This window comes from Apilactobacillus xinyiensis, assembly GCF_019656235.1.
GTDB classification, from domain to species: domain Bacteria; phylum Bacillota; class Bacilli; order Lactobacillales; family Lactobacillaceae; genus Apilactobacillus; species Apilactobacillus xinyiensis.
Window position 1 is genome coordinate 1 of record NZ_BPLL01000007.1, and the last position, 22,835, is coordinate 22,835.

Here is a 22,835-nt window from a genome sequence, read left to right on the forward strand (position 1 = left end):
TTTAGTTGAATATTTTGACATAAAAAAACCGCCTTAAAAAATTAGATATTATGTCTAACTTTTTTAAGGCGGTACATCTTCAGCTATATCTTTTTTTAGTTATTAGCGACAAACGCTTTAATGCGTTCCACAACATGTTCAATATTTTCTTTACTAGCAGCATAGCTTAAACGGATGTAACCTTCGCCACCTTTACCAAAACTACTTCCTGGAATAACTCCAACTTTAGCTTTAAAAGCTAATTCACGAGCAAATTCGAAATCATCTTGATTAAATTGAGCAGGAATTTTAGCGAAAATGTAGAAGGCTCCACCTGGTTGTGGGCTTTCAAAACCGGCCGCTTGTAATCCATCACGTAAAATATCACGACGGACGATGTATTTCTCTTTCATTTTCAAGCCATCATCAGGCCCATTTTGTAGTCCTTCTAAAGCGGCAAATTGGGCGTTGTCGGTAACACAGGTCACAGCAAATTGATGCACTACGTTAATTCGATCAATTAAATCAGCCGGTCCCAAGATAAAACCTACTCGCCAACCAGTCATGGCATGCGACTTGGACATTCCATTTAGTAAGATGGTGTTTTCTGGGATGAATTTAGCAATGGAAACATGCTTTTGATCGTAAGTTAATTCACTGTAAATTTCATCACTAATACAGAATAAATTATGTTGCTCGATAACCTTAGCTAAAGCTTCTAATTGTTCAGCGGTGTACGCTACTCCAGTGGGATTGCCTGGGGTGTTAATAATTACCGCCTTAGCTTTACCATCTAAAGCAGTCAACGTTGCTTCTAATTTATCCGGGGTTAAAATAAATCCGTCTGCAGAAGTATCCACCGCTACAGCATTTGCACCATTAATAGCGACATCATCTTGGTACATTGGGAAAGTTGGTGATGGAATAATTACATTGTCACCAGGGTTTAAAATCGTAGCTAGCGTATCGTAAATTCCCTCCGTTACTCCAGCGGTGGTGATAATTTGTGTTTCGGCATCATAATGTAAATCGTATTTATCAGCTAAAAACTTACCAACCGCTTGTCTAAGGGGCATGATTCCACGTGGATTGCTATAATGACTTTCGTTGTTATTGATGGCAGCAATAGCGGCTGCCTTAATATGATCAGGAGTATTAAAATCGGGTTCACCTAAGGTCAACGGAATTAAATCTTCTATCTGTGAAATTTCTTTATTAAATTGCAAAATTGAATTTTCTTTTGCGTTTTTAAGATTATTATTAATCTGATCAATTAACTTTGTCATTATACATCCACTCCATATCGTTCAATATAAATTCTCAATGAATTTATAATTAAATTTTAATGATATTTTAATATTAGTCGGAGAATATGTCAAATGGCAAAATAAAACCCCTAAGTTATTCGATAAACTTAGGAGTTCGTATTAATTATTATATCCGTGGTTTAATACTACGATGGAACTAATTAAGATTAAGATTGGCAACACAATTGCATTCACATGTAACCATAACACCGCTAGGCCAGATAACAATGCCCCAACTGCAAAACTTATTAAAATAATCGTAGTATCTTTAACCCGTTGATAAGCTAATACTTTTTTATAAAAGATTGAATCAAAAGAGGCTTCTGCTAACTTGCGTAAGTTTCCAGTCATCATTAACGGTGTAAATGCGGCTCCTTTTAATTTACGAAACTCTTGTAGCTCCGCAGCGGCAGCCATTGATAAAAACATAATCACGACAATACTAGGCGCCACATAACTAGCGACCCACCCAATCATTAAAAAGATAATCGCTCCGGTTAAAATCCAGCGTTGACGATATACTGGTGTGGGCATGTCAGCAAATCGATACTGCAAGATGCGAATTAAAATGGTTCCCACAAAGAAAGCCAAAATCGATAATACATAGTGAAAGGCATTGGCAAATTCTAGTCGCCCTAAATGAATACCAAATAAAATTAGATTTCCTGTTTGCAAACCAGCAAAAACTTGCCCATGTGCTAAATACGAATATGCATCTAATGATCCTGCCGCCATGGTTAATAAACTAGCAAACGGTAGCCGCTCATGAATCGGATACTGACTATCTTTCATAATTTCGCTTCTTTCTGTGGATTAATTATACAGATATTATAACAAAGTTTTGAAAAAATTTTGAACATTAAAAAGCACTTAGAACTATACTCTAAGTGCTTTTAGTTTATTATGAATTAATTTTTTTGTTTTTAGTAGAATAAATAATTGCAAATTGAATTAAACTTAAGGCCATTAAAAATGCTAAAGCAAAGGTATATCCAAAGGTTCCGTTATCTGAAACATTCAATTGACCTACTTTAGTTACTATAGTAGATACAATGGCAGTCCCAATAGCTCCAGCAAATTGTTGTACGGTGGTTAAAATTGCATTTCCATCTGCTGATAAACTAGGTTTTAAATACGATAAACCTTGCGTCATAATGTTACCATATGACATACCAACACCAATCATTATGAATGTATATGCAATTAAGAACCAATAGTTGCTTAAGTTAACTGAAAAAACAGTAATCAGCAATAATGGAATTATCATTAGTGTAATTCCTGATAGGATTGGTTTCTTAGCTCCAAATCGATCTAATAAGATACCAGAAATTGGGGAAATTATTGCACCTAAAATGGCTCCTGGCAACAATATGAATCCGGCAACACTAGAATTGCTCTTATTAATAATTTGTACATAGTTTGGAACGATAAACGCTAACCCTAAAATAATTAACTGATTAATAAAGAATGCAATTACATATTTAGCATAAGATATATTTTTTAGGATGCTTACATTTAAAATTGGATTTTCTGAACTATTTTGAATTTTAACAAATAAAATCAAAGCAATTACTCCAATTATTATTGGTAAATAAATCATATAGCTAATTATAGGGTATGCACTAATATTGCTAATACCAACGATTAAACCTGCAAAAGTTAAAATAATTAATATGAAACTTCTTAAGTCAAATCGTGAATTTTCTAAATCATGTTGTATTAATTTAGGAATCGAAAACATTCCGATTAACAATGATATTAACAACACCGGCATTAATATAACAAATATATATCGCCAGCCTAATGCTGTAACAATTGCTCCTCCAAAAGCTGGTCCTATGGCAGAAGCAGCTGCCGTAATTAAAGAGCCTATCCCCATCATAAGACCTAACTTTTCTTTAGGTACATTCTCTAAAATTATGTTGAACATTAATGGTAATGCTATTCCTGTTCCAATTCCTTGAATGACTCTTCCTAACAACAAGATATAAAAAGATGGTGAGAAAGCATCTAAAAGCAAACCAATTAAAAACAGCAAATTAGCAATTATAAACAAATGCTGAGTTTTAAATCTACTTTTTAGAAATTTAGAGATAGGAATAACACTGGATAATACCAATAAATAAATGGTTGTTATCCATTGAACAACTCCCAAACCAATGTTAAACTCCGACATTAAAGTAGGAAATGTTATGTTCATAGAGGTTTCAACAGTTACCCCACTGAATGTCATAACTCCAACAGCCAATATGGCTAGCAACGTACTACTTGATACTTTATTTTTCATTAAATAAGCATTATATTTCGTCTCCTATAAAATTTACTCAATTTAAAACAATGAGCAGTTGTAGATTATATAGAAATGAAAAATATAATGCAAGGATTAAATTAAAAAATCATCATTAAGAAATGAGGTAAACAATTGAAATTATTATTAAAAGAACTACATCATGATGAATTGGAAAGTTTTTGGAATATTGCTTTTTCAGACGTTAATGCTAAATGGACTAAATTTAATGGACCATATTTTAAGGACAAGTTACCTCGTAAAGAGTATTACATCACTGGTGAAACTGCACAAAAGCATTTAGACAATCCTTTTTTTAAAGCTATTTATTTCAATAATCAAATTATCGGTTCCGTATCAGCGTATTATGAAGATGGAAAATTAAAACGTTGGTTAGACGTAGGCATTTGTATATATGATGAAAAATTTTGGCACCAAGGAATTGGTAAAATTGCTTTATCACAATGGATAAATGAATTATTTAAGCTAACTGATTTACCACATATTGGATTAACTACATGGTCTGGAAATATAAGTATGATGAAACTAGCAGAAAAAGTTGGTTTACATCAAGAAGCTCGAATTCCTCAGGTTCGATATTGGGATGGAAAATACTGGGATTCTGTAAAATATGGTATTTTAAGTAAAGATTGGTTTAAGAAACACGTTTAAAAACGATTATATAAACTGATATATTAATATCATTGCTCTTTTATACTATAATAGAAGGTGTCTAAATCTATTAAAGGAGCGTGTTCAATCATGAGTAACGAAAAAGACAAAAATATTTTTTCACGTAAAATTACTGAAGAAGGAATGAAAATTCCCTTCACTAAAATGTATCTAGTTAATACCCAAAAAATTGGTAAACGTTTCATTAGTGAAGATAAGTATAATCGTTTAAGCAATCGCTTTTTGCAATGCTATGAATTTTTCATTAAGGCTGATAAAGATAATACGGAACTTAATGATAAATACGAAAGCTATAGCAATGAAGATTTGTATGTAACACCTAATGATTTCAATAGTTATATGCAAGCTAAAGCCTTCAATGCGAATGACATTGACGATTTGATCAACGAAGCGAATGAATTAAATCAATCTGTAGCTGACGATGGCAGTAATATTTCAGGCATGGCACAATTATTTGCACTTATTATTGGAATTATCATTGGTGCCGGTTTTATTAATTTAATTACATCACGTCCATTGCTAACTTTGATTTTAGTAATTGCTTTATTGGCCATCGGTGCCTTGGTAGGTTATGCTCAAAAGAATCTACATAACTACTTCATTCCTAAAAAAGATGATTTTTACACTTTCAAAAAATATCTACGCAATGCTAAAAATAATTTGAAATAGATATTATTCAGCAGATAGTTAAGCTATCTGCTTTTTTATTACATACTGGTAGTGGTTGAAAAATTAAGCTGTGAGGTTAAAATATGGAAAACATTTGGCAAAATATGTATGACAAAGCTGTAAAATGCAATATTGCACGCGAAGTTTCTACAAGTGTCTATGCTGGTAGTGTGTCCGCATGTGTTCATACTAAAAAGAATAACCTATATACTGGCATTTCAATCGATACAGCCTGTTCGATTGGTATGTGTGCCGAAAGAAATGCTTTAGGGACTATGTTAACTAATGGTGAAAGCAGTTTTGATAAAGTTGTTGCTGTAAAGAACGGCCAAATTATTCCGCCATGTGGGGTATGTCGGGAACTAATGATGCAGCTTCGTCAACATAACGAAGTGGAAATTTTGGTTAGTTTAAACCCCTTAATCACTTACAAATTAAACTGCTTAATGCCTCATTATTGGAATTGATATACTTAATCGACTTTGTATACATTGTAGATTTAGAATGCATAATATACAAAAAAGCCTACTGTATTTAATTAACATATACAGCAGGTTTGTATTTATTTGTAGGTTATCTAATTTAAATTACCGATAAAGAAATAGGGAACTGTATTTAAGTCGCCTTTAGCTAATAGGAAATAATCGAACTGTTTAACAAACTGTTTAGCCAATTTTCGTTTTTTATCAGACTTTACATTATTAGCCATACTATTTAATTTTTCTAAGTTATAGTGATTATTTTTTACTTTTTTGTAAAAAATTTTGTTGGCAAACGTAACTATTGGTGCCAATTTTTTGTCTCTAGAGTAAACATCATATATCCCCGTTGGAAAATTTACCAACGAGTAATATTTTTTATTCTTAGATACTACATTAACTGAAATGCCATTTTTATAAGACCAAATGTGTTTAATCTTAAACCTAATTTTTTTATCAACTACGATTTTTTTATCCCTATCACTATAAGAAATCACAGGATAAGTATTTTTACCAAAAAAGGCTTTCTTATCAATACAATAAACATATCCCTGTTTTAAAAGTTTGCTGGCCAATTTGTTAAATCTATTAAAATGCTTAGTAAAACTTTTAGAATGTACATTATTTGCATCTTTTACATCAGCGTTTACTTTAAACGTACAACATGTAAAAAATAAAGCAAACATAGACAAAATAATTAATCCTCTAAACTTACTAAATCTAAGCATAAAGCAACTACCTCTTTTTAGTAAATTAATAGTTATATAAGCTATCAAATAATAGTATAGAATAATTAAGTAAATAATACAGATATAAGTCTTAAATATGTAATAATTAGATATTAAATATATTAATTCAATAAAAATATGCTTAATACCCTTAATCTACTTTGTATACATTGTAGATTAAGAATACTAAGTATACAAAACAACCGTCCAAGCTTTCACTTTTGAACGGTTATTTCTCTTTGATAATTTCAATAATTTTATTAACGACTTCTGTTACTGATAAGTCATCGACTTTTATTGTGTAATCAGCTAATGCTTGATAAGTCGGATGTCGTTGCAACTTTAAATTCATTAATCCATCAAAGCCTAGCTTTTCAACTAATGGACGGTTATTATGTTTATCTTTTTTAATACGGGTTTCAATTGTGTCATTACTTGCATCTAAGTATATTGTTTTACAGTCACTGTGCTTAATCAAATCAAAACTACTGGGACTAAGTGGGGTTCCGCCACCGGTAGACAAAATACCATCTAACTGCATGGTTTCAGCTAATGTATCACATTCTACTTTTCTAAATGCTGCTTCTCCATGTTGCTTAAAATATTTCGCTATCGGCATTTGTATCCGTTCTTCAATGACTGCATCTAAATCATATACAGGACATTGCATTTTTTTAGCTAAACTAGCAGATGTAGAACTTTTCCCACTTCCCATGAATCCAATTAAAATCACTTGCATTATCTATTCCTCCATTCGACGTCGTGCTAGATTTGCTTGCTTAATTTCTTGCATTAATTGTGTAGCATCTTGATTTTCGATTGCTTGTTTAAAATGTTCTAGTGACTTTTGGTATGTACTAATTTGATTAACTAATTTTGTAGAATTATTTAAAAGGATATCAGTCCACATTTGTGGATTCCCCATGGCAATTCTAGTTGTGTCAAACAAACCACCGCCAGCTAAACTCAAATCCACTGCTTCAGCCTTAGCTAAATTATTAATACTGTTCATCATATTGAACACCAAAGCATGGGGTAAATGGCTCACTAAACTCACTAACTCATCATGTTGATTAGCTTTTAAACTTTGAAAATTAACCATTGCTGGTTGCATTAACTGCTTAAATCGGTTCACTTGATCATCAGTTGCATTTTCGTTTACTAAAAAATATTGATGATGTTGAAACAAGTCTACTTTGCTATATTCACTACCACTTAAGTGAGAACCAGCCATTGGATGACCACCTAAAAAGTTAAAGTTTAAATTTTTCAATTCTTTAACTGTTTGCATAATACTAACTTTACTGCTACCTACATCGGTAACTAATACATTTGAACGAAGTGGTAAAGTGGCTAACGTCACTAAATTCTGCTTAATAACGTTAACTGAAGCGGCTAATACGATAACATCAGCATTTTGCGCGCCTTGTGCAAAACTTTCCACCGGTGTGATAACGCCTGCTTGATGTAAAATATCTACATTTTGAGCATTAACATCAAAACCAGTAATGGTTGTATTAACCGTACTCTGCTGCATAATTTTAGCTATGGAACCACCAATCAAACCTAATCCATTTATAAATACTTGCATCCCATCAACTCCTTAACTGTTTTAAATCATTAAAGAATGTTGGGTATGAAATATTGACACAATCCGCATCTTTAATGCCAATTTCGGTATCAAAAAATTGACTAGCAATTTTAAGCGTCATGGCGATTCGATGGTCTTGATGACTATCAAGTTGATTACTTTGTAACCGCCATGCTTTACTACCATCTATTTCAAATCCATCTGATAATTCTTTAATTGAAATGCCCATTTTTTGAAATTCTTGTACGATTACTCTAATACGATCTGATTCTTTAAAACGTAATTCTGATAAATGTTGTAACTTGCTAACTCCATTAGCTCGAGCTGCTAGCAATGCTAACAATGGTGCTTCATCAATTAAAGCTGGCACTTCTTTTGCATCTAATGCTACCGGTTGTAATGATGCCGACTTAACTACTATGTCAGCAATGGGTTCAGCTGTATTAGATTGATTAATAATTGAAATATCAGCTCCCATGCGTTTCATAACGTTAACTAAACCCATTCGAGTAGGATTAATTCCCACCTTTTTAAGGGTAATGTGCGAATTAGGTAAGATGGTAGCTGCTACGATCCAAAAAGCTGCGGAAGAAATATCTCCCGGAATAGTTAAATGTTGGGGAATCATTTTACAATTAGGCTTAATTTGAATTACTTGTGCATGTTTTTCAATGCTATCCGGACTGAACATTTTAAGCATACGTTCAGTATGATCACGCGATGGAGTGGGTTCCGTAATTGCAGTGTCACCGGTGGAGTTTAAAGCCGCTAACATAATGGCACTTTTAACTTGTGCACTTGCTACTGGCATGGTGTATTCCATGCCATGTAATTGTTGTCCAGTAATTTTAACTGGTAAAGTCCCGTTTACACTGGTATTAATTTTTGCGCCCATTTGTTGTAAAGGTTGTGCCACTCTAAGCATTGGTCTTTTCGATAGTGACGCATCTCCCACTAGCTGCGTATCAAAGGGCTGTTCCGATAATAATCCCATCATTAAACGGGTCGTCGTTCCAGAATTACCCATGTTCAAGGGCTTAGCAGGTGCTTTTAATTTACCAGTACTATTAATTATGACCTGCTGAGCATTTTTTTGAATAGCTACGCCCATCGCTTTAAAGGCTTCAATGGTCGTATTACAGTCCGCTGAATCTAAAAAATTATCTATAGTAGTTTGCCCTTGACACATTGCACCTAAAATAATGCTACGATGTGAAATGCTTTTATCACCTGGCACTAACAATGTGCCGTTAACTCCTGTCATCATAAATGGCTCCCTCCACTAAAATGTTTTTAATTCATCACGGTAATTTGCTAATTGTTGTTTTAAACGTGCCATGTTACTGCCATCAAAAGTATCGGTAATAACCTTAGCTAACTCGATAGCCACCACACTTTCAATCACAATGGCAGCAGGTACAATGGCCGTAGTATCTGAACGTTCTACATTGGCTTTTTTAACTTCTTTAGTATTGATGTCAGCACTTTGTAGGGCTTTGTACAAAGTTGGAATTGGCTTCATAGCCGCTTTTACAATTACAGGCATACCATTCGTCATGCCTCCTTCAAAACCACCTAAATGATCTGAATCTCTACTAAAGCCAGCGGATTGTTGCCAGTTAATTTCATCCATGACTTTACTACCAGGGTTTTGTGCATCTTTAAAGCCATCGCCAATTTCTACTCCTTTCATGGCATTTACTCCCATTACCGCTGCTGCTAATTTAGCATCTAGCTTAGTATCCCAACTCACGTAACTACCTAAACCGGCAGGTACATTATTGGCAACGACACGAATCACACCACCTAAAGTGTCTCCATTACGCTTAGTGGTATCAATTAGTTCATGAATTTTTTCAACTTGATCATTATCAACGATTCGCAAATCGTTTTTGACGATTGCAGTACTAATGGTTTTAACATCAGTAGGCTTATTTAAATCTGCCTGTACCCCACCAATTGCCTCTACATATCCAACTAATGAAATATCTAGCTGTTCTAATAGTTGCTTACAAATATTTCCGATAGCTACTCGCATGGCTGTCTCACGTGCTGAAGAACGTTCTAAAACATTTCTTAAATCACGGTGACCATATTTCATACCACCTACTAAATCGGCGTGTCCCGGACGTGGGCGTGTGACTTGGCGTAATGTATTTTGCGCGTTTTCTGGTTCGGTGGGACTCATAATAGCAGCCCAGTGTACATGGTCGCGATTTTTAATCGTTAAGGCAATTGGTGAACCTAACGTTTTTTGATGTCTCACGCCACCTGTAATAATGACTTCATCATGTTCAATTTTTTGGCGATTACCACGACCGTAACCACCTTGACGTTGTGCTAAAGCATCATTAATTTCATCAATATCTAACTTCATTCCAGCCGGAACATCCGTCAAAATTCCGCTCAGTTCTGGTCCGTGTGATTCTCCTGCAGTTAAAAAATTCATTTTATCTACTCCTTACCATTCGTTTTTAATAGTTCTTGGTATTGTTTAGAATTATCCATAATATTTTGGAAAATGTTTTGATTGTACTGTTTCAAATGTGGACTACGAGTTAAATCCTTAATGCGCTGTAAAACCAAATGTTCACGATTTTCATCTTTAGTAGCTAACTGTTGCGTTTGTTTAATTTGGTATACTTCTTCTACCACTTGAAAACGTTTTTCTAATAATTTAGCAATTTGTGCATCAATTTGATTAATTTGTTGGCGTGGTTGATCTAATGAAGTTGTTTGTGGAACAGTTTCAAAAATAATAATTGCGGAAATTAAACCTACGATAGCCACTAAAATATCAGCATTTAAAATATGAGCTGAACCGAATTTAGTTAAAAATCCACTAATAATTGGAACTGTAAATGAGGCTAAACTACCAAAAATGAAGTAAACTCCAGTAAATAAGCCCTTATGTTTAGGAAAGATACTGAGTAAAATAGTCAAAGCAATTTGCATTGCACCACCTGAGGCACTAAAACCAAATAGGAATACGGCAATTAATGAAACAGTTGAAATATGGCTAAATGCAATCGTCGCAATTGCTAAAGTTGCTAACATGTTCATACCTAGGAACCAATGATTACGTACATTGAACTTTTTCATAATGATAAAACTACTAATTACTCCAGTTATAGATCCAATGCTGTAAAGTGATAATAAAAAGTGTGCGGTCCAATCATTAAAGCCAACACTATTAGCAAAAATAGTAATCCATTGGGTGAACCAAATCATTACCGCCATGGAAGTGTATCCGTAAGTTAATAACGCTCCAGTAGCCATAACCTTGCCTATGCCACTAAGTTTTAATTTAGATGTTTCATTGGTGTTTTGTTGTTTATTAGCTTTAGGAAACTTAACGGTCATTAGGTTTAAAATGTTCAAGCCTAAAATAATTGCTGGTAACATGAATGAAAATCCAAACCACATTTGATTATCTTTTAAGAAAATAACCATTAACGGTAAGATAAATTCACCAATAGATATGAAAGCCTTTAGTAAAATATTGTTAGAACTACTTTTAGCATTAAATTCAGTGAATAATGGGTAAGTTGCTGAATCTAAGGCTGAATTCGAAATTCCTGCTACGATTGATAGTAAGTAGGCTAAACCGATTTGATGATTAAACGGTGTGGCTATAAAGAAGATTAAGTAGCTAAGCATTCCAATCAGCAAAGTTGTTTTTCGACCAAATTTATCTGAAATCATGCCCATAATTAGGTAGGCAATCAATCGCCCAATTCCAATTCCTGATAAAACAAATGATGCGGTTGCTAAACTGCTGTGCCAATTAGCCGATAAAGCTAATAGGTTTTGCGTTAAAATAATCAAGGCAAAGCCATGCACTAGGTAATTCATAAACAACCCTATTTTTAAACGATTTTGCATTTTATCCATAAATATCACATCCTTTTAACTTATTTAATTACTTTAAAAATGTTTTTTAACTGTTCAATATGCATTTGTCCGGGTGCTGAAGCACTTTGTTTATCCATGCTAGCAAATGTAATTGCCGAGTTGGTAACTATACCAGCTATTCGACTTAACTGTCCTAATTTACCCATCGACATAGTAACGATTGGATTAGAATATCTAATAGATGCAACTTGCGTAAATTCCATTAATTTTATAACGTCCATTTTGGTGTTTGGCATTACAGCTAATTTAAAAATATCAGCATCAATTCGTTGCATTCGTTTTAAAGTGTTTTGCATAAATACCTGTTCTGGGGTAGTTTCAAAGCTATGAAAACTACTCAATGCAATAGCTTGATGGTCGTGTAGTTTATGCACAACTTGTTGTAAAGCTACAATGTTGTGATTAATTTCTACATCTAAAATGGCAACATTATCATCTGCAGCTAAACCATTTAATAGTTCTAAATACTGTGTTTCTGATAACGGTTGCTGACCACCTTCTTGCATCGTGCGAAAAGTACATATAATCGGAATTGGATCAACTAGTGTAGTTAGCTCATTTAATATTTGCAGTAAATCAGATAATGATGGCATTGTTGTAAGACAGTCAATTCGCCACTCTATTAAATCTGGCTTTAAACATTTAATTTAGTTAGCTTGTAACAAAACGGTTTCTGCATCAGCGCCGGTAATGGGCACTGCTATTTTAGGTAAATCAGTTCCTATCGAAATTTGTTTGATTTTAATTGGGTTAGTCATCTTGTGCATCCTTTGCTAAAAGTTGTTGTTTAACGAATTCAATTGGCATGTCTTGGCCAGTCCAAAGTTTAAAAGCAGCGGCACCTTGTTCAACCATCATACCTAAACCGTTATAAACAAATTTAACGCCTGCTTGTTGAGCAACTTGCATTAATTTAGTAGTTCTAGGAGCATATACGGTATCAAAAACTACCATGTCTGGTTTAAACCAGCTAGGATCTTCGACTAAACTCATATCCGCTAGCTTACCCATACCAACGCCAGTCGCATCACAATAAATGTCACAAGTTTGTAAGGCTGTTTTGAAAGCGTCAGTATCTGATAAATCAAAAACTTTAGCTTGGCTGGCTGTTTTTTGATTAATAACTTCGGCGTTGCGTTGTGCATTATTCCAGTGTTCATCGTGTTGATTAAAGATGAGGATTTCTTTAGCACCTTCCAAAGCTGATTGAATGGCAATTGGTGTTCCAGCGCCACCAGCACCAGTGACTAAAACGGTTTGATCTTTAACGGAATGTCCTTTTTTCTTTAAGTCGTTGATAAAGCCAACGCCATCGGTAGTGTAACCAGTTAATACTCCGTTATCATTTACTACGGTGTTAACCGCTTGGTTTAATTCAGATGTAATGTCTAATTTATCTAAGTATTGAATAATCTTTTGTTTATTAGGCATTGAAACGTTTGAGCCACGCATTTCTAAGGTTCGAATTGCCTTTACACCATCTGCCAATTGCGGAGCATCAACATCAAATGCTAGATAAACAAAGTTTAAGTTAAGTTTTTGAAAAGCAGCATTGTGCATAGTAGGTGACATTGAGTGGCGAATTGGGTAAGCCATTAAACCAATTAAAATTGTGTGTCCATCGATAAAATTATTCATATAAAAATTCCTTTCTAAACAAAAAACCAGCTAGATGATAAATCACCTAGCTGGTCGTTAATAATATTTAAGTTCCGTCAAAAAGAACCCGCTTATTAATAATCAATTAACTAGATGAATTTCACATCTAGTTAATTAAATCAAAAATGACTTTATTACTTAGATGCGAACGCATGTGTACGCTCGCATCATTAATACGATCGTACCTTATAAGTAATAATAGCCATAATATTGATTTAATTTAATAAATTGATTATTCATAATTACGTGCTCCCTTTCGTTTAAGTTGTAATCATTAAAACATGAATAATATTAAAAATCAACACTTTTTCTAATTTTATTTTAATTATATCTTTTTAAAATCTTCAAAACATTGATACATCAGCTTTTTAAATTAAAAATAAATTTAATTTATATGTACAAACAAATTATTGTAATTCTTTTTACAATTATCGTTATAATGTGAATAGCTATTACAGGAGGAATCAACATGATAATGAATTTAGCTCAAATGCAATATATTCAAAAAGCGTTAAATTACGTTAGTGCAACCTTAGATACCAAATATAAATATGTGCCGGTTTTCAAATTAGATAATCATATGATGACGGCTGAGTTTTTTACCGAAAATGAAAATGGTCAACCAACTGAAATTTGTATAGATAATGGTAACTATCACGAAACCAATGACATTTATCAAAATTTAAAACTAGCAATTACACAAGCCTATTTAGATTTTAATAGCGTTGATAGTTTTAATAAAAATATTATTGAAAATCCACGTTTACTATTTAAGTGGTTAATTAGTAAAGCTAGTTCTGTAAAAAGTAAAAAAACTATTCAGTCTGAATTGATCAACGTTAAATTTTTTGATAACAGCAAACTATTAGAATTTATGGACGTTTCTAATTACGCTGCCTTTGATTTTGTTAGCTTATTGAGAGTGATGAAATAGTATATTTAATACACATTTTATACTTTGTATACATGTATACAAAGTATAATTGTTGATTTAATAGCATTTTCTAAACTTATAAGTATATTAATGTATACATAATTTACCAAGTATACTTTATATTAAAACTCAAAAACACTTTATTAATATTTAAATTAATAAGGTGCTTTTTATATATGAGCTTAAACACATATGTTATAATTTACATAACAACTTAAGGAGGTTAAATCACTATGCCTAACTTTGCGCTAGTTACTACCCTTTTTGTCGGTGTAAATTTAGACTTTTTTATAGTATTACTCGTTTTACTACAAAAATATAAATTTAAAGATACTTTGCTTGGTTATGAACTTGGCATGTTAATAATCTTAATGGTTAGTGCTTTGGCCGGTCAATTTATTCAATCCATTGTGCCAGACTGGTCGATTGGTTTTTTAGGATTAGTTCCCATCTTTTTTGGTATTAAAGGAGAAGGTGATGCCGATGAAGAAATGCATGCTAAATCTAAAATTGGTATTTTATCGGTCATGTTAATGTATGTAGTAAGTTGTGGAGCGGACAACATTGCAGCATATTTACCAGTGTTAGCTACTATGCAAACTCATGCTGTATTTATAACAGCAATTTACTTCGTTATCCTTACCTTTATTAGTATTTCAATCGCATACTTTTTCGGTAAACTGCCCATCATAAAGAAAGTATTTAACACTTGCGGTGAAACATTAACTCGCTTAATCTACATCGCTATTGGTATTTTCGTAATGATTGATACTGGGTTGATTAGTCATTTTATTCATTAAAAAAAAGGAATCAAAATTAAAAATTTTGATTCCTTTTTTGCAAAACATTTTCCAACACTTTATATACAATTATTGAATATTATTCAACATTTGATTAAACATATCACGCTGACGATCGGTTAATTTATTATTAATATAGTCATCCATTAGATCATTTAAAATATCATTAAATGAAGTGTGGACATGACCAGTTTCTTTGGGGAAAAAGAAATATAATAGTTTTAATTTTTCAACAGTTTCGTTACTAACTCGTTGAGTAGTATTGATAGGTGTTTTTTTAGACTTAGCATTTGCATTATTATTGCTATCATCAGCCAACACATCACTAATACTCCCAAAGTCATTATTTCCAGAAATGTTAACTTGTTTTTCTTTTAACTTAGATTTATGTTTTAAAATCGGTTGCAATTTATTATTTTCTTCAGTCATACAAACTACCTCTTAATTTAATTGTTGTTCATGGGCATCTAGCTCAGTTAAAACATCGTCAAACAAGTCATGGGCACGTTTATCCCATTGATCAGGTTGACCGGTATAAGTCGTATTGAGCGTAATACCTTCAGAATCATATGCTTTCAAACGTTCTTGATGCTTTACAATCGTATGTAACACATTATCGCCATACATATCACGAGCATCATCTAATATTTTTTCATCAACACGGCCACCAGGACGTAACATACAAGGTAAAATACCCAGAATATCAATATTAATATCATAATTGTCAATTAAATATTGCATGTAGTTAATGTATGTTTTGGCACCATCTAAACTAAGTTCTTGCGTTTGCAAAATAATGATACAGTAATCAGCTGACACCATGGCATTATCAGAAAAGTCACTAATGGTAGGTGGAACATCCAAATAAATGGCATCATATTTAGCTTTAAGGGGTTCAATTAAAGTTCTTAAATAACTAATTTGTTTTGTGTTATCATCAGGGAATTTCTTCATTAATATTTTTGGTAAATCTTTAAATTGAGTATTAGCGGCAATTAAATCCAGATTGGGCAAAATAGGGGTAATTTGATTCTCTAAGTTACCTTCGATAAATCCGTTAGTAATCGTTTTATCAATGCTAGTTAGATTTCCAGTTTTAGCTAACACACTGGTAGCATTTCCTTGGGGATCTAAATCAATTACTAAAGTTTTACGATTTTTTCTAACCGCTGAAATATAAGATAGCATGGTAACCGTTTTAGTCTTACCTACGCCACCTTTAAAATTTCCGACTACATATGTTTTTCCCAATGCGATCACACTCCATTTGTATTTATACCTATATGATATGCTTATTTGTAAACTCTATCAAGTGTATACGATATAAAATGTTTATTTTGTATACAAACTTATAAAATGCCTTAAAATAACGATGGTTAAATATACAATGTATACATTGTATATTTAGTACCTTTTCTATACTTTGTTTATTTGTAGATTATGCATATTTAGTATTCAAATTAGCATAATAAAAGGACATTAATTAAAATGCCCTTCATAATTATTTAAGTAAGTCATTGTATTTATCAGTATGTTCAAAAAATTTAATTGCGTATGAACACACTGGTAATATTTTAAAATGATTATCCTGTGCGTACTGCACAACCTTTAACATTAATTGTTTGGCAATCCCTTGACCACGATAAGCATCATTTACTAAAGTATGATTAATTGAAACAATTCCATCATCTACTGTAAAAGTAACTTCGGCCACTAGTTGATTATCTATTTTCTTATAAAAGGTTCCTGGTTCGTAAGTAAAGTCCATGATTAATCCCTCCACAATTTAAGTAGCTATATTATAGAAGAAAAAAGCTTAGAAATAAATTTCTAAGCTTTTTATTTATTCTTTTTACTTACATCACGTGCTTCTAAGGTATTAGCTTGTAGGTTGATTGCTTCACGTTCATTTTTAGTTAAACTTTCTAAATACGCTGCCAGTGCAATTTCAATTGCATCTTTTTGATTTTCTGCTAAACCAGTTAAAGCAATGGCTTGTAACTTATTGCGAATATGGTTGTTAATCTTCAAGTTCGTATTAAAAGTAACTGAAGTAACATTCTTATTTTTAGGATTATTCTTATCTTTTTTAGCATCAGCTTTTTTATTAAAATCATTGATACTAGCTTGATTTTTAGGTTTAATGTCGCGATTAGACCTTACTAAACTACTCATTTTCCATCACTCCAATTCTTTCGATTAATTCTTTCACTACCTTATCATAGATAGCAAATACTCGACGATCAAACATCGTATCACTAGTAATTCCAGTTAATCCAAAACGTTTGATACGTTGCATGTAATGAATTTTGGTAGAGAAAATATTGCTATCGCCAAATTCATCAAAAGCAGCTTGCATCGCTACTTCATCCACTGGAGCTGACGCTTGCATCAATACTGCTAAAATTCCAATTACATCTAGACGTGGAGCTTTATATGTATCGATAACTTGCGTTTGAATATATTCAATGTAGGCTTTAGCACCTTCAAATGAATGCTCATGTGTTTGCATGATTACTAAACAATAATCACTCGCATATAAAGCTGAATCAGTAATTAATGAAATAGTAGGGGGGGTATCAATAATTACATAATCGTAGTTACTCTTTATTTTTACTAACAGTTCATTAAAAGCACGTACTCGTTCATTATAATCTGTGTATTTTTCCATGTATCGAGGAAATAATGAAAAATCCGGTGCTGATGCTAATAAATCTAAATTATCTTTAATATTTACTAACGATTGAGATAAATCTTCATTTTCAATTGACACCATTAAAGAATTATCAACGTGACTAACTTTGCCGTCAATGTTGGCTTTAGTATTTAATAAAATATTCGTAGCATTTCCTTGCGGATCCAAATCAGCAATTAAAACTTTTTTATTCATTTTACTTAATTCATAACCAACTAATGTAGCATTGGATGTTTTTCCTACGCCACCCTTAAAATTTCCAAAAGTAATAACTTGAGTCATAAAATTAACCCCTTTTTTAATAAAATCACTAATATCTTTAGTTAATATTATAACAATAAAAAATTATTTTTTGTAGTGCTGTAGTGCCATAGTGCTGTAGTGCCATAGTGCTGTAGTGCCATAGTGCTGTAGTGCTGGCACTATGTAGTGCTGTAGTGCTGTAGTGCTAATAAAATAAACTTAGGTGGTGCTAGAAACGTTGATTTAAAAGGATTAAAAATCAAAAAAAGTAGTGCTGTAGTGCTGGCACTATGTAGTGCTGTAGTGCTGTAGTGCTGGCACTATGTAGTGCTGTAGTGCTGTAGTGCCGCTTGCCAAAACGTATTGACTTTGCCGAAATTAAGTAATAGGATTAATGCATAAACAAAAAGCGCTGAACCAATTTGGCCCAACGCTTAAAAAATAAAATACATAGCAAAGAAAAAAGAGCGTTGATTAATAATTACTGGTAATAATTATTAATCAGCTTACAAGTACCATACTACTTGCTCGCCTTACGCTCTTATCATTTACTATTTAGTTAATGTTAGTGACATCTGTTACTAACTATTCAACTACCATTATAGTAGATAATAAGAGATTTTTCAATATATTACATAATATTTTGAAGGCAGCAAGTCGAAATCTTGTTGCCTTTTTTCTATCTATAAATAGGGGAGATAGAAATATGAATCAATTTGTACAGCTAAACGTTAACATCTTAAAGAATAAAGATCTTAACTCAGACGAAAAAATAACATTATCTTTAATCTTGGATCGCATGAAATCATCAATGCAACGTCGAAGTTTTTATGATAGTCAAAAACAGGCATACTATGTAGTATATCCGGTTAAGGAACTTATGGACATCTTGAATGTAGGTAAAAATACAGTCGTTAAAATTCTTAAAAAATTAGAGTATTTAAGTTTGATTGTTAAAAAAAGAAGCTTTAATCGAGCTACGCGTATTTTCATTGCTCCAGCATTGATGGAAACAGAAATAGTTGATACTTCTGCAAGTTTAGATAATAAACCTGCAGAATCCCAAAAAGTAAACTTTAATCAAAAAATAAATCAAAATCTACATAGTAATACAGTTAATACAGGCAATGATGTACAAACAACACCTGTCGTGGATCGTGTACAACAGTGGGCTAAAGCTACCAAACAAAAAGTTGGCTTAACTTTCACCAGCATTCAAGCTATTCAAAAGTTCTGTAAGAACAACGTGGAAAAATGTAAGCAGGTAGTCCGTCTAATTTTAAACGCTAGAAATAGCGTTGCCAAAGCTAACCGTTTAGTGAAACAACCAGTCGCTCAATTTGAAAGTAATCAAAATATCATCAATGGACTAGCACAACAGCTAGATCATATCTTTTCCTATGCGGTTAAACTACCACAAAGTAACTATGCAGGGTATGTAACCAATGCTTTGAAGGCTTACTTTACGGTTGCTTTTGGATTGGAAACTAAACCAGTAGTAGTTAAACCAACTGTTAAAGCTACTAAGTTCAATGATGGTAAAAAACACATCCATGAAGAATTGCCAGAATGGGCACAAGATGGATATGAGTTTAAAGAGGATGAAAGTGTTGATATGAGTAAGAAAGCTAAGTTAGAATCTATGCTTGCGGATATGTAAAATTAGATAAAAAATTAAAGGACTCATTAGATTCTACTGACTGGAAATGGTTAAAAAACGTCTCAATAGATGAAGATAGGTGTAGTTATCATATTGATAATAATATCTACTATTTAACGAAAATCTAGATATTAGTGTTGCTACGGTTTCATCATCTGTATATAATACGAAAACACAAAATGATTCATATAGTGTAAAGGTGGACAGCAATAATACAACTATTGTGTATAAAAGCAAATTAGGAGCTTATATAGGAGAAATAAATCTTACTTCAAATAAAATTCAAAACGTAAAAGCTGACGCTTCAATACATGGAAACTTAAATAACAAACTAAGAGAGACATAGAAATTTCTAATGGGAATACTAGCCCTTTTAATATTTTCACATATTATCCAGGACAGGAGAACGGACATCACTATAATGCTGGAGTTCATGTTCAATGTAACGATTTCAACGGACCAAACAATACATCTCATTATTACTGGTCACACCCATTTAAAGCTGCAAGAAACTTTATTAATAGTGATTTTGAATACCATCAGATTGAGTATGGATGCTAAATGAATTGAAACAAGAAGTGCCACGGATTAAGAAGTAGTCATCCTGTTAATTGTTCTTCATTTGACAGCATATGTTCTCATACTAATTTGTCTATTAGACTATGGTGGAGGGAATAATAAAAATCTTCCTCTTAATTAAAAATAAGAGGAAGGTTTTTATTCACGAGTATATTAAAGCAGTTACTAAAGCAGTTAGTATAACCAATATAACTATAAATAAAGTTATATATATGGGTCTAAGTATACTTTTGAATAAAGCTAGAATAAAAGTTAATATTAAAGCATAAGTAATCATCAATAAAATAGTATACATCTCCAGACTGTATTTTTATCAATTTAAAATATTATAACGCGCTTTAAATATTATTTCTGAATATATACTGATAAGTTGAATAAATAGTATTATAGTTTTTAAATTTTATTTTTATATTTCTTTTTCTATAATCTTGATTATTTCTTTTAGCTCTTCAAAATCGTCTTTTGTAGCCTGCTTTTTAACAAAATTACGGCTAGTGGAGCGTTTAAGCAGGCAATATTTAAACAAACGATCACTTGTCAATATCTTCATTCGTAAGTTGGTAACTAATGAAGATATTGAAGAACTATCTAAATTAATTGAGGAGCGAAAGAATGTTGGGAAAGAAGGGCGATACTGGACATAGTGGCTTAAGTATTGGATTGATTCTAGGTCTGATAGTGGGTTACATTATTTATATTTGTACAAATGAAATGATTTTTTTATCTACAGGCTTAGCTCTGGAAATTTCTATGGGAGTGTCATTAGATCAAAATAAAAAAAGCTAAATGGGAATTTATGCTAAATAATATTTACTTAGATTGGTCTTTACTATAGTCAGTTATCCTAGTTATTCTAATATTATTATTTTTTTCTCTTATTCCATAAATGCCAATTTCTCTCTTATTCAAAGAAGCAACATAATACAAAACATTTCCTCCACCTTGATTATCAGTTATGTTGCTTAGACTGTCTTTACTATTTTTTCTAATATAATTAAATAAATTATTGTTCTTACATACTTTCTTTAACTGTTGGTCTTTATTTTTTATCTGATTAAATTTTGTATCTATAAATACGTTTTCTGTATCGGGATTTTTAATAATAAGAAATAGTATTGCTGTTGTTATTAACACAATTATTATAATCACAATCTTCTTTTTCATATATATCCGATCCTTTTTATGTTCAATTATTATTAAATCAAAATTCTATTTATCATAGATTATACTTATAGTACTAAAAAATTAAAAAATAACTTAATAAACCAAATAATTTTTTTGCTACTACACTATTTATTTTTATATAAAAAGACAATTGCAATCAAAATGCAACCGTCTTTCTAAATTAATTTATATGATTGTTAACTAGGGCATTAACTTTATTCTTAGATCTAAGGAGTAAAAATGTAAATAATACAAATAAAACATCTAGAGTATATAATGCATAGTTATTATCAAAAATAGTGTTTAAAATAAACACAGAAAAATCTGTAAAAAAGTGTATAAACATAACTAAAAATATATTTTTAGTTCTAATGTATATTGCGGAAACTATACAGCCAAATGCAGTTGCATCTATTATTTGTGTAATAGTATTTGCAAATGAAGGTTAAGATGTATGATGAAGATTTATCTTTGATTGAAATATTGTTTATTCCGAAAATTACCTTTTGTTTTAACCAAAGTTTGTTAATTAAGATTAATAAACCTAAAGAAAAGATGTATCTAGATGCAACAGATAACGCTTCATTATCTCTGAATACTATTGAAAATGTAATAGCAAAGAACAATGATATTATAATTTGCAAAAAGTAAAAAGACAAAATACTAAAAATAGAGTTTTTTTTTCAAGTTGTACAAACCTTCTTTCATTTATTAATCATTATGGTAACATAACTTTGTTAAAAAATAAGTTAATATATTTAAAAAACACAATTTACAAATTGACATTTTCTGAATAATTGTATTTAAGCCAAGTTATTAATAATAATTAATTTATGCTTATTGAATATCAAAATAAAAAGTACCTATCTAGCTGTTAACATAGCTAGTAGGTACTTTTTATTTTTTAAATATGATATTTAGTAAATTTTCCACAATAAACAATATAATTATGTCGGCAATAGCAATTATAATCGATGAAATATTATGTTGAATACCTAATAATACAGAGAAGAAAACAACTAAGAACGTAATTACTAGTGATAGGATATTTTTTATTAATTGGTTGTTCATTTTATCACCATCCAATATATTCAGCGCTGTGACAATAATATTTAAATGTTTTAATAATTGAAGAAAAATAATTTATCATTTTTATTTATTGAACTTAAATATACAATCCATAATATTATATACTATGTTATACATATAAAAATAATACTTGAAATTGGACTTAGAAAGAATGCTAATAAGCACCATATAGGATATATAAACCATTCATATTTTGTAAAAAAATCAATAATTTGTCTTTTACTCTTACTTATCAATTTAATCATCACTTTTCTTGCGTATATTATTTATCTAAGCTAGCTTAATTTTAACATCATCTTATATACATATCAAAACAGACAACTTATTTAACTAAAAAAGTATAAATTTATAGAAAAGAGTTAGT

The 22,835-nt window shown here is 31.6% G+C and carries 27 protein-coding genes; 8 read left to right on the forward strand and 19 right to left on the reverse strand.

Annotated features, from left to right (window positions below):
• Positions 1-95: 95 nt before the first annotated feature.
• From K5Q11_RS02460 to K5Q11_RS02470, 3 genes are all read right to left on the reverse strand, one after another.
• On the reverse strand, positions 96-1,265 hold the full coding sequence (locus tag K5Q11_RS02460; RefSeq protein WP_220751103.1) for an aminotransferase class I/II-fold pyridoxal phosphate-dependent enzyme: 1,170 nt from the start codon (positions 1,263-1,265) through the stop codon (positions 96-98).
• A 141-nt stretch (positions 1,266-1,406) separates the two neighbouring features.
• Positions 1,407-2,078 (reverse strand): YoaK family protein, encoded by a 672-nt coding sequence (locus K5Q11_RS02465; protein ID WP_220751104.1) that lies wholly within the window; start codon positions 2,076-2,078, stop codon positions 1,407-1,409.
• A gap of 109 nt (positions 2,079-2,187) precedes the next feature.
• Entirely contained in the window at positions 2,188-3,573 is a 1,386-nt protein-coding gene (locus K5Q11_RS02470) for an MFS transporter (RefSeq protein ID WP_220751105.1), read from the reverse strand.
• Between the two features lie 135 nt (positions 3,574-3,708).
• Here K5Q11_RS02470 and K5Q11_RS02475 point away from each other — a divergent pair, with 135 nt between their 5' ends.
• The 3 genes from K5Q11_RS02475 (at position 3,709) to K5Q11_RS02485 (ending at position 5,402) form a co-directional block, all read left to right on the forward strand.
• Positions 3,709-4,245: a GNAT family N-acetyltransferase gene (locus K5Q11_RS02475; RefSeq protein ID WP_220751106.1), complete on the forward strand. Its 537-nt coding sequence runs from the start codon at positions 3,709-3,711 to the stop codon at positions 4,243-4,245.
• Positions 4,246-4,335: 90 nt separating this feature from the next.
• On the forward strand, positions 4,336-4,935 hold the full coding sequence (locus K5Q11_RS02480; protein WP_220751107.1) for a hypothetical protein: 600 nt from the start codon (positions 4,336-4,338) through the stop codon (positions 4,933-4,935).
• 83 nt (positions 4,936-5,018) lie between these two features.
• Positions 5,019-5,402: a cytidine deaminase family protein gene (locus K5Q11_RS02485; protein ID WP_220751108.1), complete on the forward strand. Its 384-nt coding sequence runs from the start codon at positions 5,019-5,021 to the stop codon at positions 5,400-5,402.
• 110 nt (positions 5,403-5,512) lie between these two features.
• On the opposite strand, the gene K5Q11_RS02490 is transcribed toward K5Q11_RS02485, so the two are convergent.
• From K5Q11_RS02490 to aroE, 8 genes are all read right to left on the reverse strand, one after another.
• Positions 5,513-6,142 carry a hypothetical protein gene (locus K5Q11_RS02490; protein WP_220751109.1) on the reverse strand — a complete coding sequence of 210 codons (630 nt, stop codon included), beginning with the start codon at positions 6,140-6,142 and terminating at the stop codon, positions 5,513-5,515.
• Positions 6,143-6,371: 229 nt separating this feature from the next.
• Entirely contained in the window at positions 6,372-6,881 is a 510-nt protein-coding gene (locus tag K5Q11_RS02495; RefSeq protein WP_220751110.1) for a shikimate kinase, read from the reverse strand.
• A gap of 3 nt (positions 6,882-6,884) precedes the next feature.
• Complete coding sequence (locus K5Q11_RS02500; RefSeq protein ID WP_220751111.1) at positions 6,885-7,733, reverse strand: prephenate dehydrogenase; 849 nt, start codon at positions 7,731-7,733, stop codon at positions 6,885-6,887.
• Between the two features lie 4 nt (positions 7,734-7,737).
• Entirely contained in the window at positions 7,738-9,000 is a 1,263-nt protein-coding gene (gene aroA, locus K5Q11_RS02505) for a 3-phosphoshikimate 1-carboxyvinyltransferase (RefSeq protein ID WP_220751112.1), read from the reverse strand.
• A 15-nt stretch (positions 9,001-9,015) separates the two neighbouring features.
• Positions 9,016-10,182, reverse strand: coding sequence for a chorismate synthase (gene aroC, locus K5Q11_RS02510; protein WP_220751113.1), 1,167 nt, complete (start codon positions 10,180-10,182; stop codon positions 9,016-9,018).
• Positions 10,183-10,187: 5 nt separating this feature from the next.
• Positions 10,188-11,627, reverse strand: a complete 1,440-nt coding sequence (locus tag K5Q11_RS02515; protein ID WP_220751114.1) for an MFS transporter — start codon at positions 11,625-11,627, stop codon at positions 10,188-10,190.
• Positions 11,628-11,647: 20 nt separating this feature from the next.
• Positions 11,648-12,295 carry a type I 3-dehydroquinate dehydratase gene (gene aroD / locus K5Q11_RS02520; protein ID WP_308442915.1) on the reverse strand — a complete coding sequence of 216 codons (648 nt, stop codon included), beginning with the start codon at positions 12,293-12,295 and terminating at the stop codon, positions 11,648-11,650.
• Between the two features lie 103 nt (positions 12,296-12,398).
• Positions 12,399-13,286, reverse strand: coding sequence for a shikimate dehydrogenase (gene aroE / locus K5Q11_RS02525; protein WP_220751115.1), 888 nt, complete (start codon positions 13,284-13,286; stop codon positions 12,399-12,401).
• Positions 13,287-13,776: 490 nt separating this feature from the next.
• Between aroE and K5Q11_RS02530 the strand changes: the two genes are divergently transcribed.
• Both K5Q11_RS02530 and K5Q11_RS02535 read left to right on the forward strand, forming a co-directional pair.
• Entirely contained in the window at positions 13,777-14,241 is a 465-nt protein-coding gene (locus K5Q11_RS02530; RefSeq protein ID WP_220751116.1) for a hypothetical protein, read from the forward strand.
• A 233-nt stretch (positions 14,242-14,474) separates the two neighbouring features.
• On the forward strand, positions 14,475-15,041 hold the full coding sequence (locus K5Q11_RS02535; RefSeq protein WP_220751117.1) for a cadmium resistance transporter: 567 nt from the start codon (positions 14,475-14,477) through the stop codon (positions 15,039-15,041).
• Positions 15,042-15,110: 69 nt separating this feature from the next.
• Here the strand turns inward: K5Q11_RS02535 and K5Q11_RS02540 are convergent, their stop codons facing one another.
• From K5Q11_RS02540 to K5Q11_RS02560, 5 genes are all read right to left on the reverse strand, one after another.
• Entirely contained in the window at positions 15,111-15,470 is a 360-nt protein-coding gene (locus K5Q11_RS02540) for an LtrC (protein ID WP_220728479.1), read from the reverse strand.
• 12 nt (positions 15,471-15,482) lie between these two features.
• A complete protein-coding gene (locus K5Q11_RS02545) occupies positions 15,483-16,292 on the reverse strand; it encodes a ParA family protein (protein WP_220728480.1) in 810 nt (269 codons plus the stop codon).
• 250 nt (positions 16,293-16,542) lie between these two features.
• On the reverse strand, positions 16,543-16,809 hold the full coding sequence (locus K5Q11_RS02550; protein WP_220751118.1) for a GNAT family N-acetyltransferase: 267 nt from the start codon (positions 16,807-16,809) through the stop codon (positions 16,543-16,545).
• A gap of 71 nt (positions 16,810-16,880) precedes the next feature.
• Positions 16,881-17,216 carry a DUF5388 domain-containing protein gene (locus K5Q11_RS02555; RefSeq protein WP_220728482.1) on the reverse strand — a complete coding sequence of 112 codons (336 nt, stop codon included), beginning with the start codon at positions 17,214-17,216 and terminating at the stop codon, positions 16,881-16,883.
• On the reverse strand, positions 17,209-18,018 hold the full coding sequence (locus K5Q11_RS02560) for a ParA family protein (RefSeq protein WP_220751119.1): 810 nt from the start codon (positions 18,016-18,018) through the stop codon (positions 17,209-17,211). The genes K5Q11_RS02555 and K5Q11_RS02560 overlap by 8 nt, the downstream gene beginning before the upstream one ends.
• A gap of 667 nt (positions 18,019-18,685) precedes the next feature.
• Here K5Q11_RS02560 and K5Q11_RS02565 point away from each other — a divergent pair.
• On the forward strand, positions 18,686-19,639 hold the full coding sequence (locus K5Q11_RS02565) for a replication initiator protein A (RefSeq protein WP_220751120.1): 954 nt from the start codon (positions 18,686-18,688) through the stop codon (positions 19,637-19,639).
• Between the two features lie 985 nt (positions 19,640-20,624).
• On the opposite strand, the gene K5Q11_RS02570 is transcribed toward K5Q11_RS02565, so the two are convergent.
• The gene (locus K5Q11_RS02570) at positions 20,625-20,768 is read right to left on the reverse strand and encodes a hypothetical protein (RefSeq protein WP_220751121.1); all 144 of its coding nucleotides are present in this window, start codon (positions 20,766-20,768) and stop codon (positions 20,625-20,627) included.
• 62 nt (positions 20,769-20,830) lie between these two features.
• Here K5Q11_RS02570 and K5Q11_RS02575 point away from each other — a divergent pair, with 62 nt between their 5' ends.
• A complete protein-coding gene (locus K5Q11_RS02575) occupies positions 20,831-21,004 on the forward strand; it encodes a hypothetical protein (protein ID WP_220751122.1) in 174 nt (57 codons plus the stop codon).
• Between the two features lie 24 nt (positions 21,005-21,028).
• On the opposite strand, the gene K5Q11_RS02580 is transcribed toward K5Q11_RS02575, so the two are convergent.
• Both K5Q11_RS02580 and K5Q11_RS07565 read right to left on the reverse strand, forming a co-directional pair.
• Positions 21,029-21,382: a hypothetical protein gene (locus K5Q11_RS02580; RefSeq protein ID WP_220751123.1), complete on the reverse strand. Its 354-nt coding sequence runs from the start codon at positions 21,380-21,382 to the stop codon at positions 21,029-21,031.
• Positions 21,383-21,563: 181 nt separating this feature from the next.
• Positions 21,564-21,809, reverse strand: coding sequence for a CPBP family glutamic-type intramembrane protease (locus K5Q11_RS07565; RefSeq protein WP_220751161.1), 246 nt, complete (start codon positions 21,807-21,809; stop codon positions 21,564-21,566).
• 5 nt (positions 21,810-21,814) lie between these two features.
• Between K5Q11_RS07565 and K5Q11_RS02590 the strand changes: the two genes are divergently transcribed.
• A complete protein-coding gene (locus K5Q11_RS02590; protein WP_220751124.1) occupies positions 21,815-22,033 on the forward strand; it encodes a hypothetical protein in 219 nt (72 codons plus the stop codon).
• Positions 22,034-22,835: the final 802 nt, after the last annotated feature.

Coding starts and splice junctions, on each gene's coding strand:
- K5Q11_RS02580 (WP_220751123.1), bottom strand. CDS start 21,382: ATGAAAAAGAAGATTGTGATTATAATAATTGTGTTAATAACAACAGCA.
- K5Q11_RS02565 (WP_220751120.1), top strand. CDS start 18,686: ATGAATCAATTTGTACAGCTAAACGTTAACATCTTAAAGAATAAAGAT.
- aroC (WP_220751113.1), bottom strand. CDS start 10,182: ATGAATTTTTTAACTGCAGGAGAATCACACGGACCAGAACTGAGCGGA.
- K5Q11_RS02575 (WP_220751122.1), top strand. CDS start 20,831: ATGTTGGGAAAGAAGGGCGATACTGGACATAGTGGCTTAAGTATTGGA.
- K5Q11_RS02500 (WP_220751111.1), bottom strand. CDS start 7,733: ATGCAAGTATTTATAAATGGATTAGGTTTGATTGGTGGTTCCATAGCT.
- K5Q11_RS02480 (WP_220751107.1), top strand. CDS start 4,336: ATGAGTAACGAAAAAGACAAAAATATTTTTTCACGTAAAATTACTGAA.
- K5Q11_RS02540 (WP_220728479.1), bottom strand. CDS start 15,470: ATGACTGAAGAAAATAATAAATTGCAACCGATTTTAAAACATAAATCT.
- K5Q11_RS02530 (WP_220751116.1), top strand. CDS start 13,777: ATGATAATGAATTTAGCTCAAATGCAATATATTCAAAAAGCGTTAAAT.
- aroE (WP_220751115.1), bottom strand. CDS start 13,286: ATGAATAATTTTATCGATGGACACACAATTTTAATTGGTTTAATGGCT.
- K5Q11_RS02570 (WP_220751121.1), bottom strand. CDS start 20,768: ATGAAGATATTGACAAGTGATCGTTTGTTTAAATATTGCCTGCTTAAA.
- K5Q11_RS02490 (WP_220751109.1), bottom strand. CDS start 6,142: ATGCTTAGATTTAGTAAGTTTAGAGGATTAATTATTTTGTCTATGTTT.
- K5Q11_RS02560 (WP_220751119.1), bottom strand. CDS start 18,018: ATGACTCAAGTTATTACTTTTGGAAATTTTAAGGGTGGCGTAGGAAAA.
- K5Q11_RS02550 (WP_220751118.1), bottom strand. CDS start 16,809: ATGGACTTTACTTACGAACCAGGAACCTTTTATAAGAAAATAGATAAT.
- K5Q11_RS02515 (WP_220751114.1), bottom strand. CDS start 11,627: ATGGATAAAATGCAAAATCGTTTAAAAATAGGGTTGTTTATGAATTAC.
- K5Q11_RS02535 (WP_220751117.1), top strand. CDS start 14,475: ATGCCTAACTTTGCGCTAGTTACTACCCTTTTTGTCGGTGTAAATTTA.
- K5Q11_RS02485 (WP_220751108.1), top strand. CDS start 5,019: ATGGAAAACATTTGGCAAAATATGTATGACAAAGCTGTAAAATGCAAT.
- K5Q11_RS02555 (WP_220728482.1), bottom strand. CDS start 17,216: ATGAGTAGTTTAGTAAGGTCTAATCGCGACATTAAACCTAAAAATCAA.
- K5Q11_RS02495 (WP_220751110.1), bottom strand. CDS start 6,881: ATGCAAGTGATTTTAATTGGATTCATGGGAAGTGGGAAAAGTTCTACA.
- aroA (WP_220751112.1), bottom strand. CDS start 9,000: ATGATGACAGGAGTTAACGGCACATTGTTAGTGCCAGGTGATAAAAGC.
- K5Q11_RS02470 (WP_220751105.1), bottom strand. CDS start 3,573: ATGAAAAATAAAGTATCAAGTAGTACGTTGCTAGCCATATTGGCTGTT.
- K5Q11_RS02465 (WP_220751104.1), bottom strand. CDS start 2,078: ATGAAAGATAGTCAGTATCCGATTCATGAGCGGCTACCGTTTGCTAGT.
- K5Q11_RS02460 (WP_220751103.1), bottom strand. CDS start 1,265: ATGACAAAGTTAATTGATCAGATTAATAATAATCTTAAAAACGCAAAA.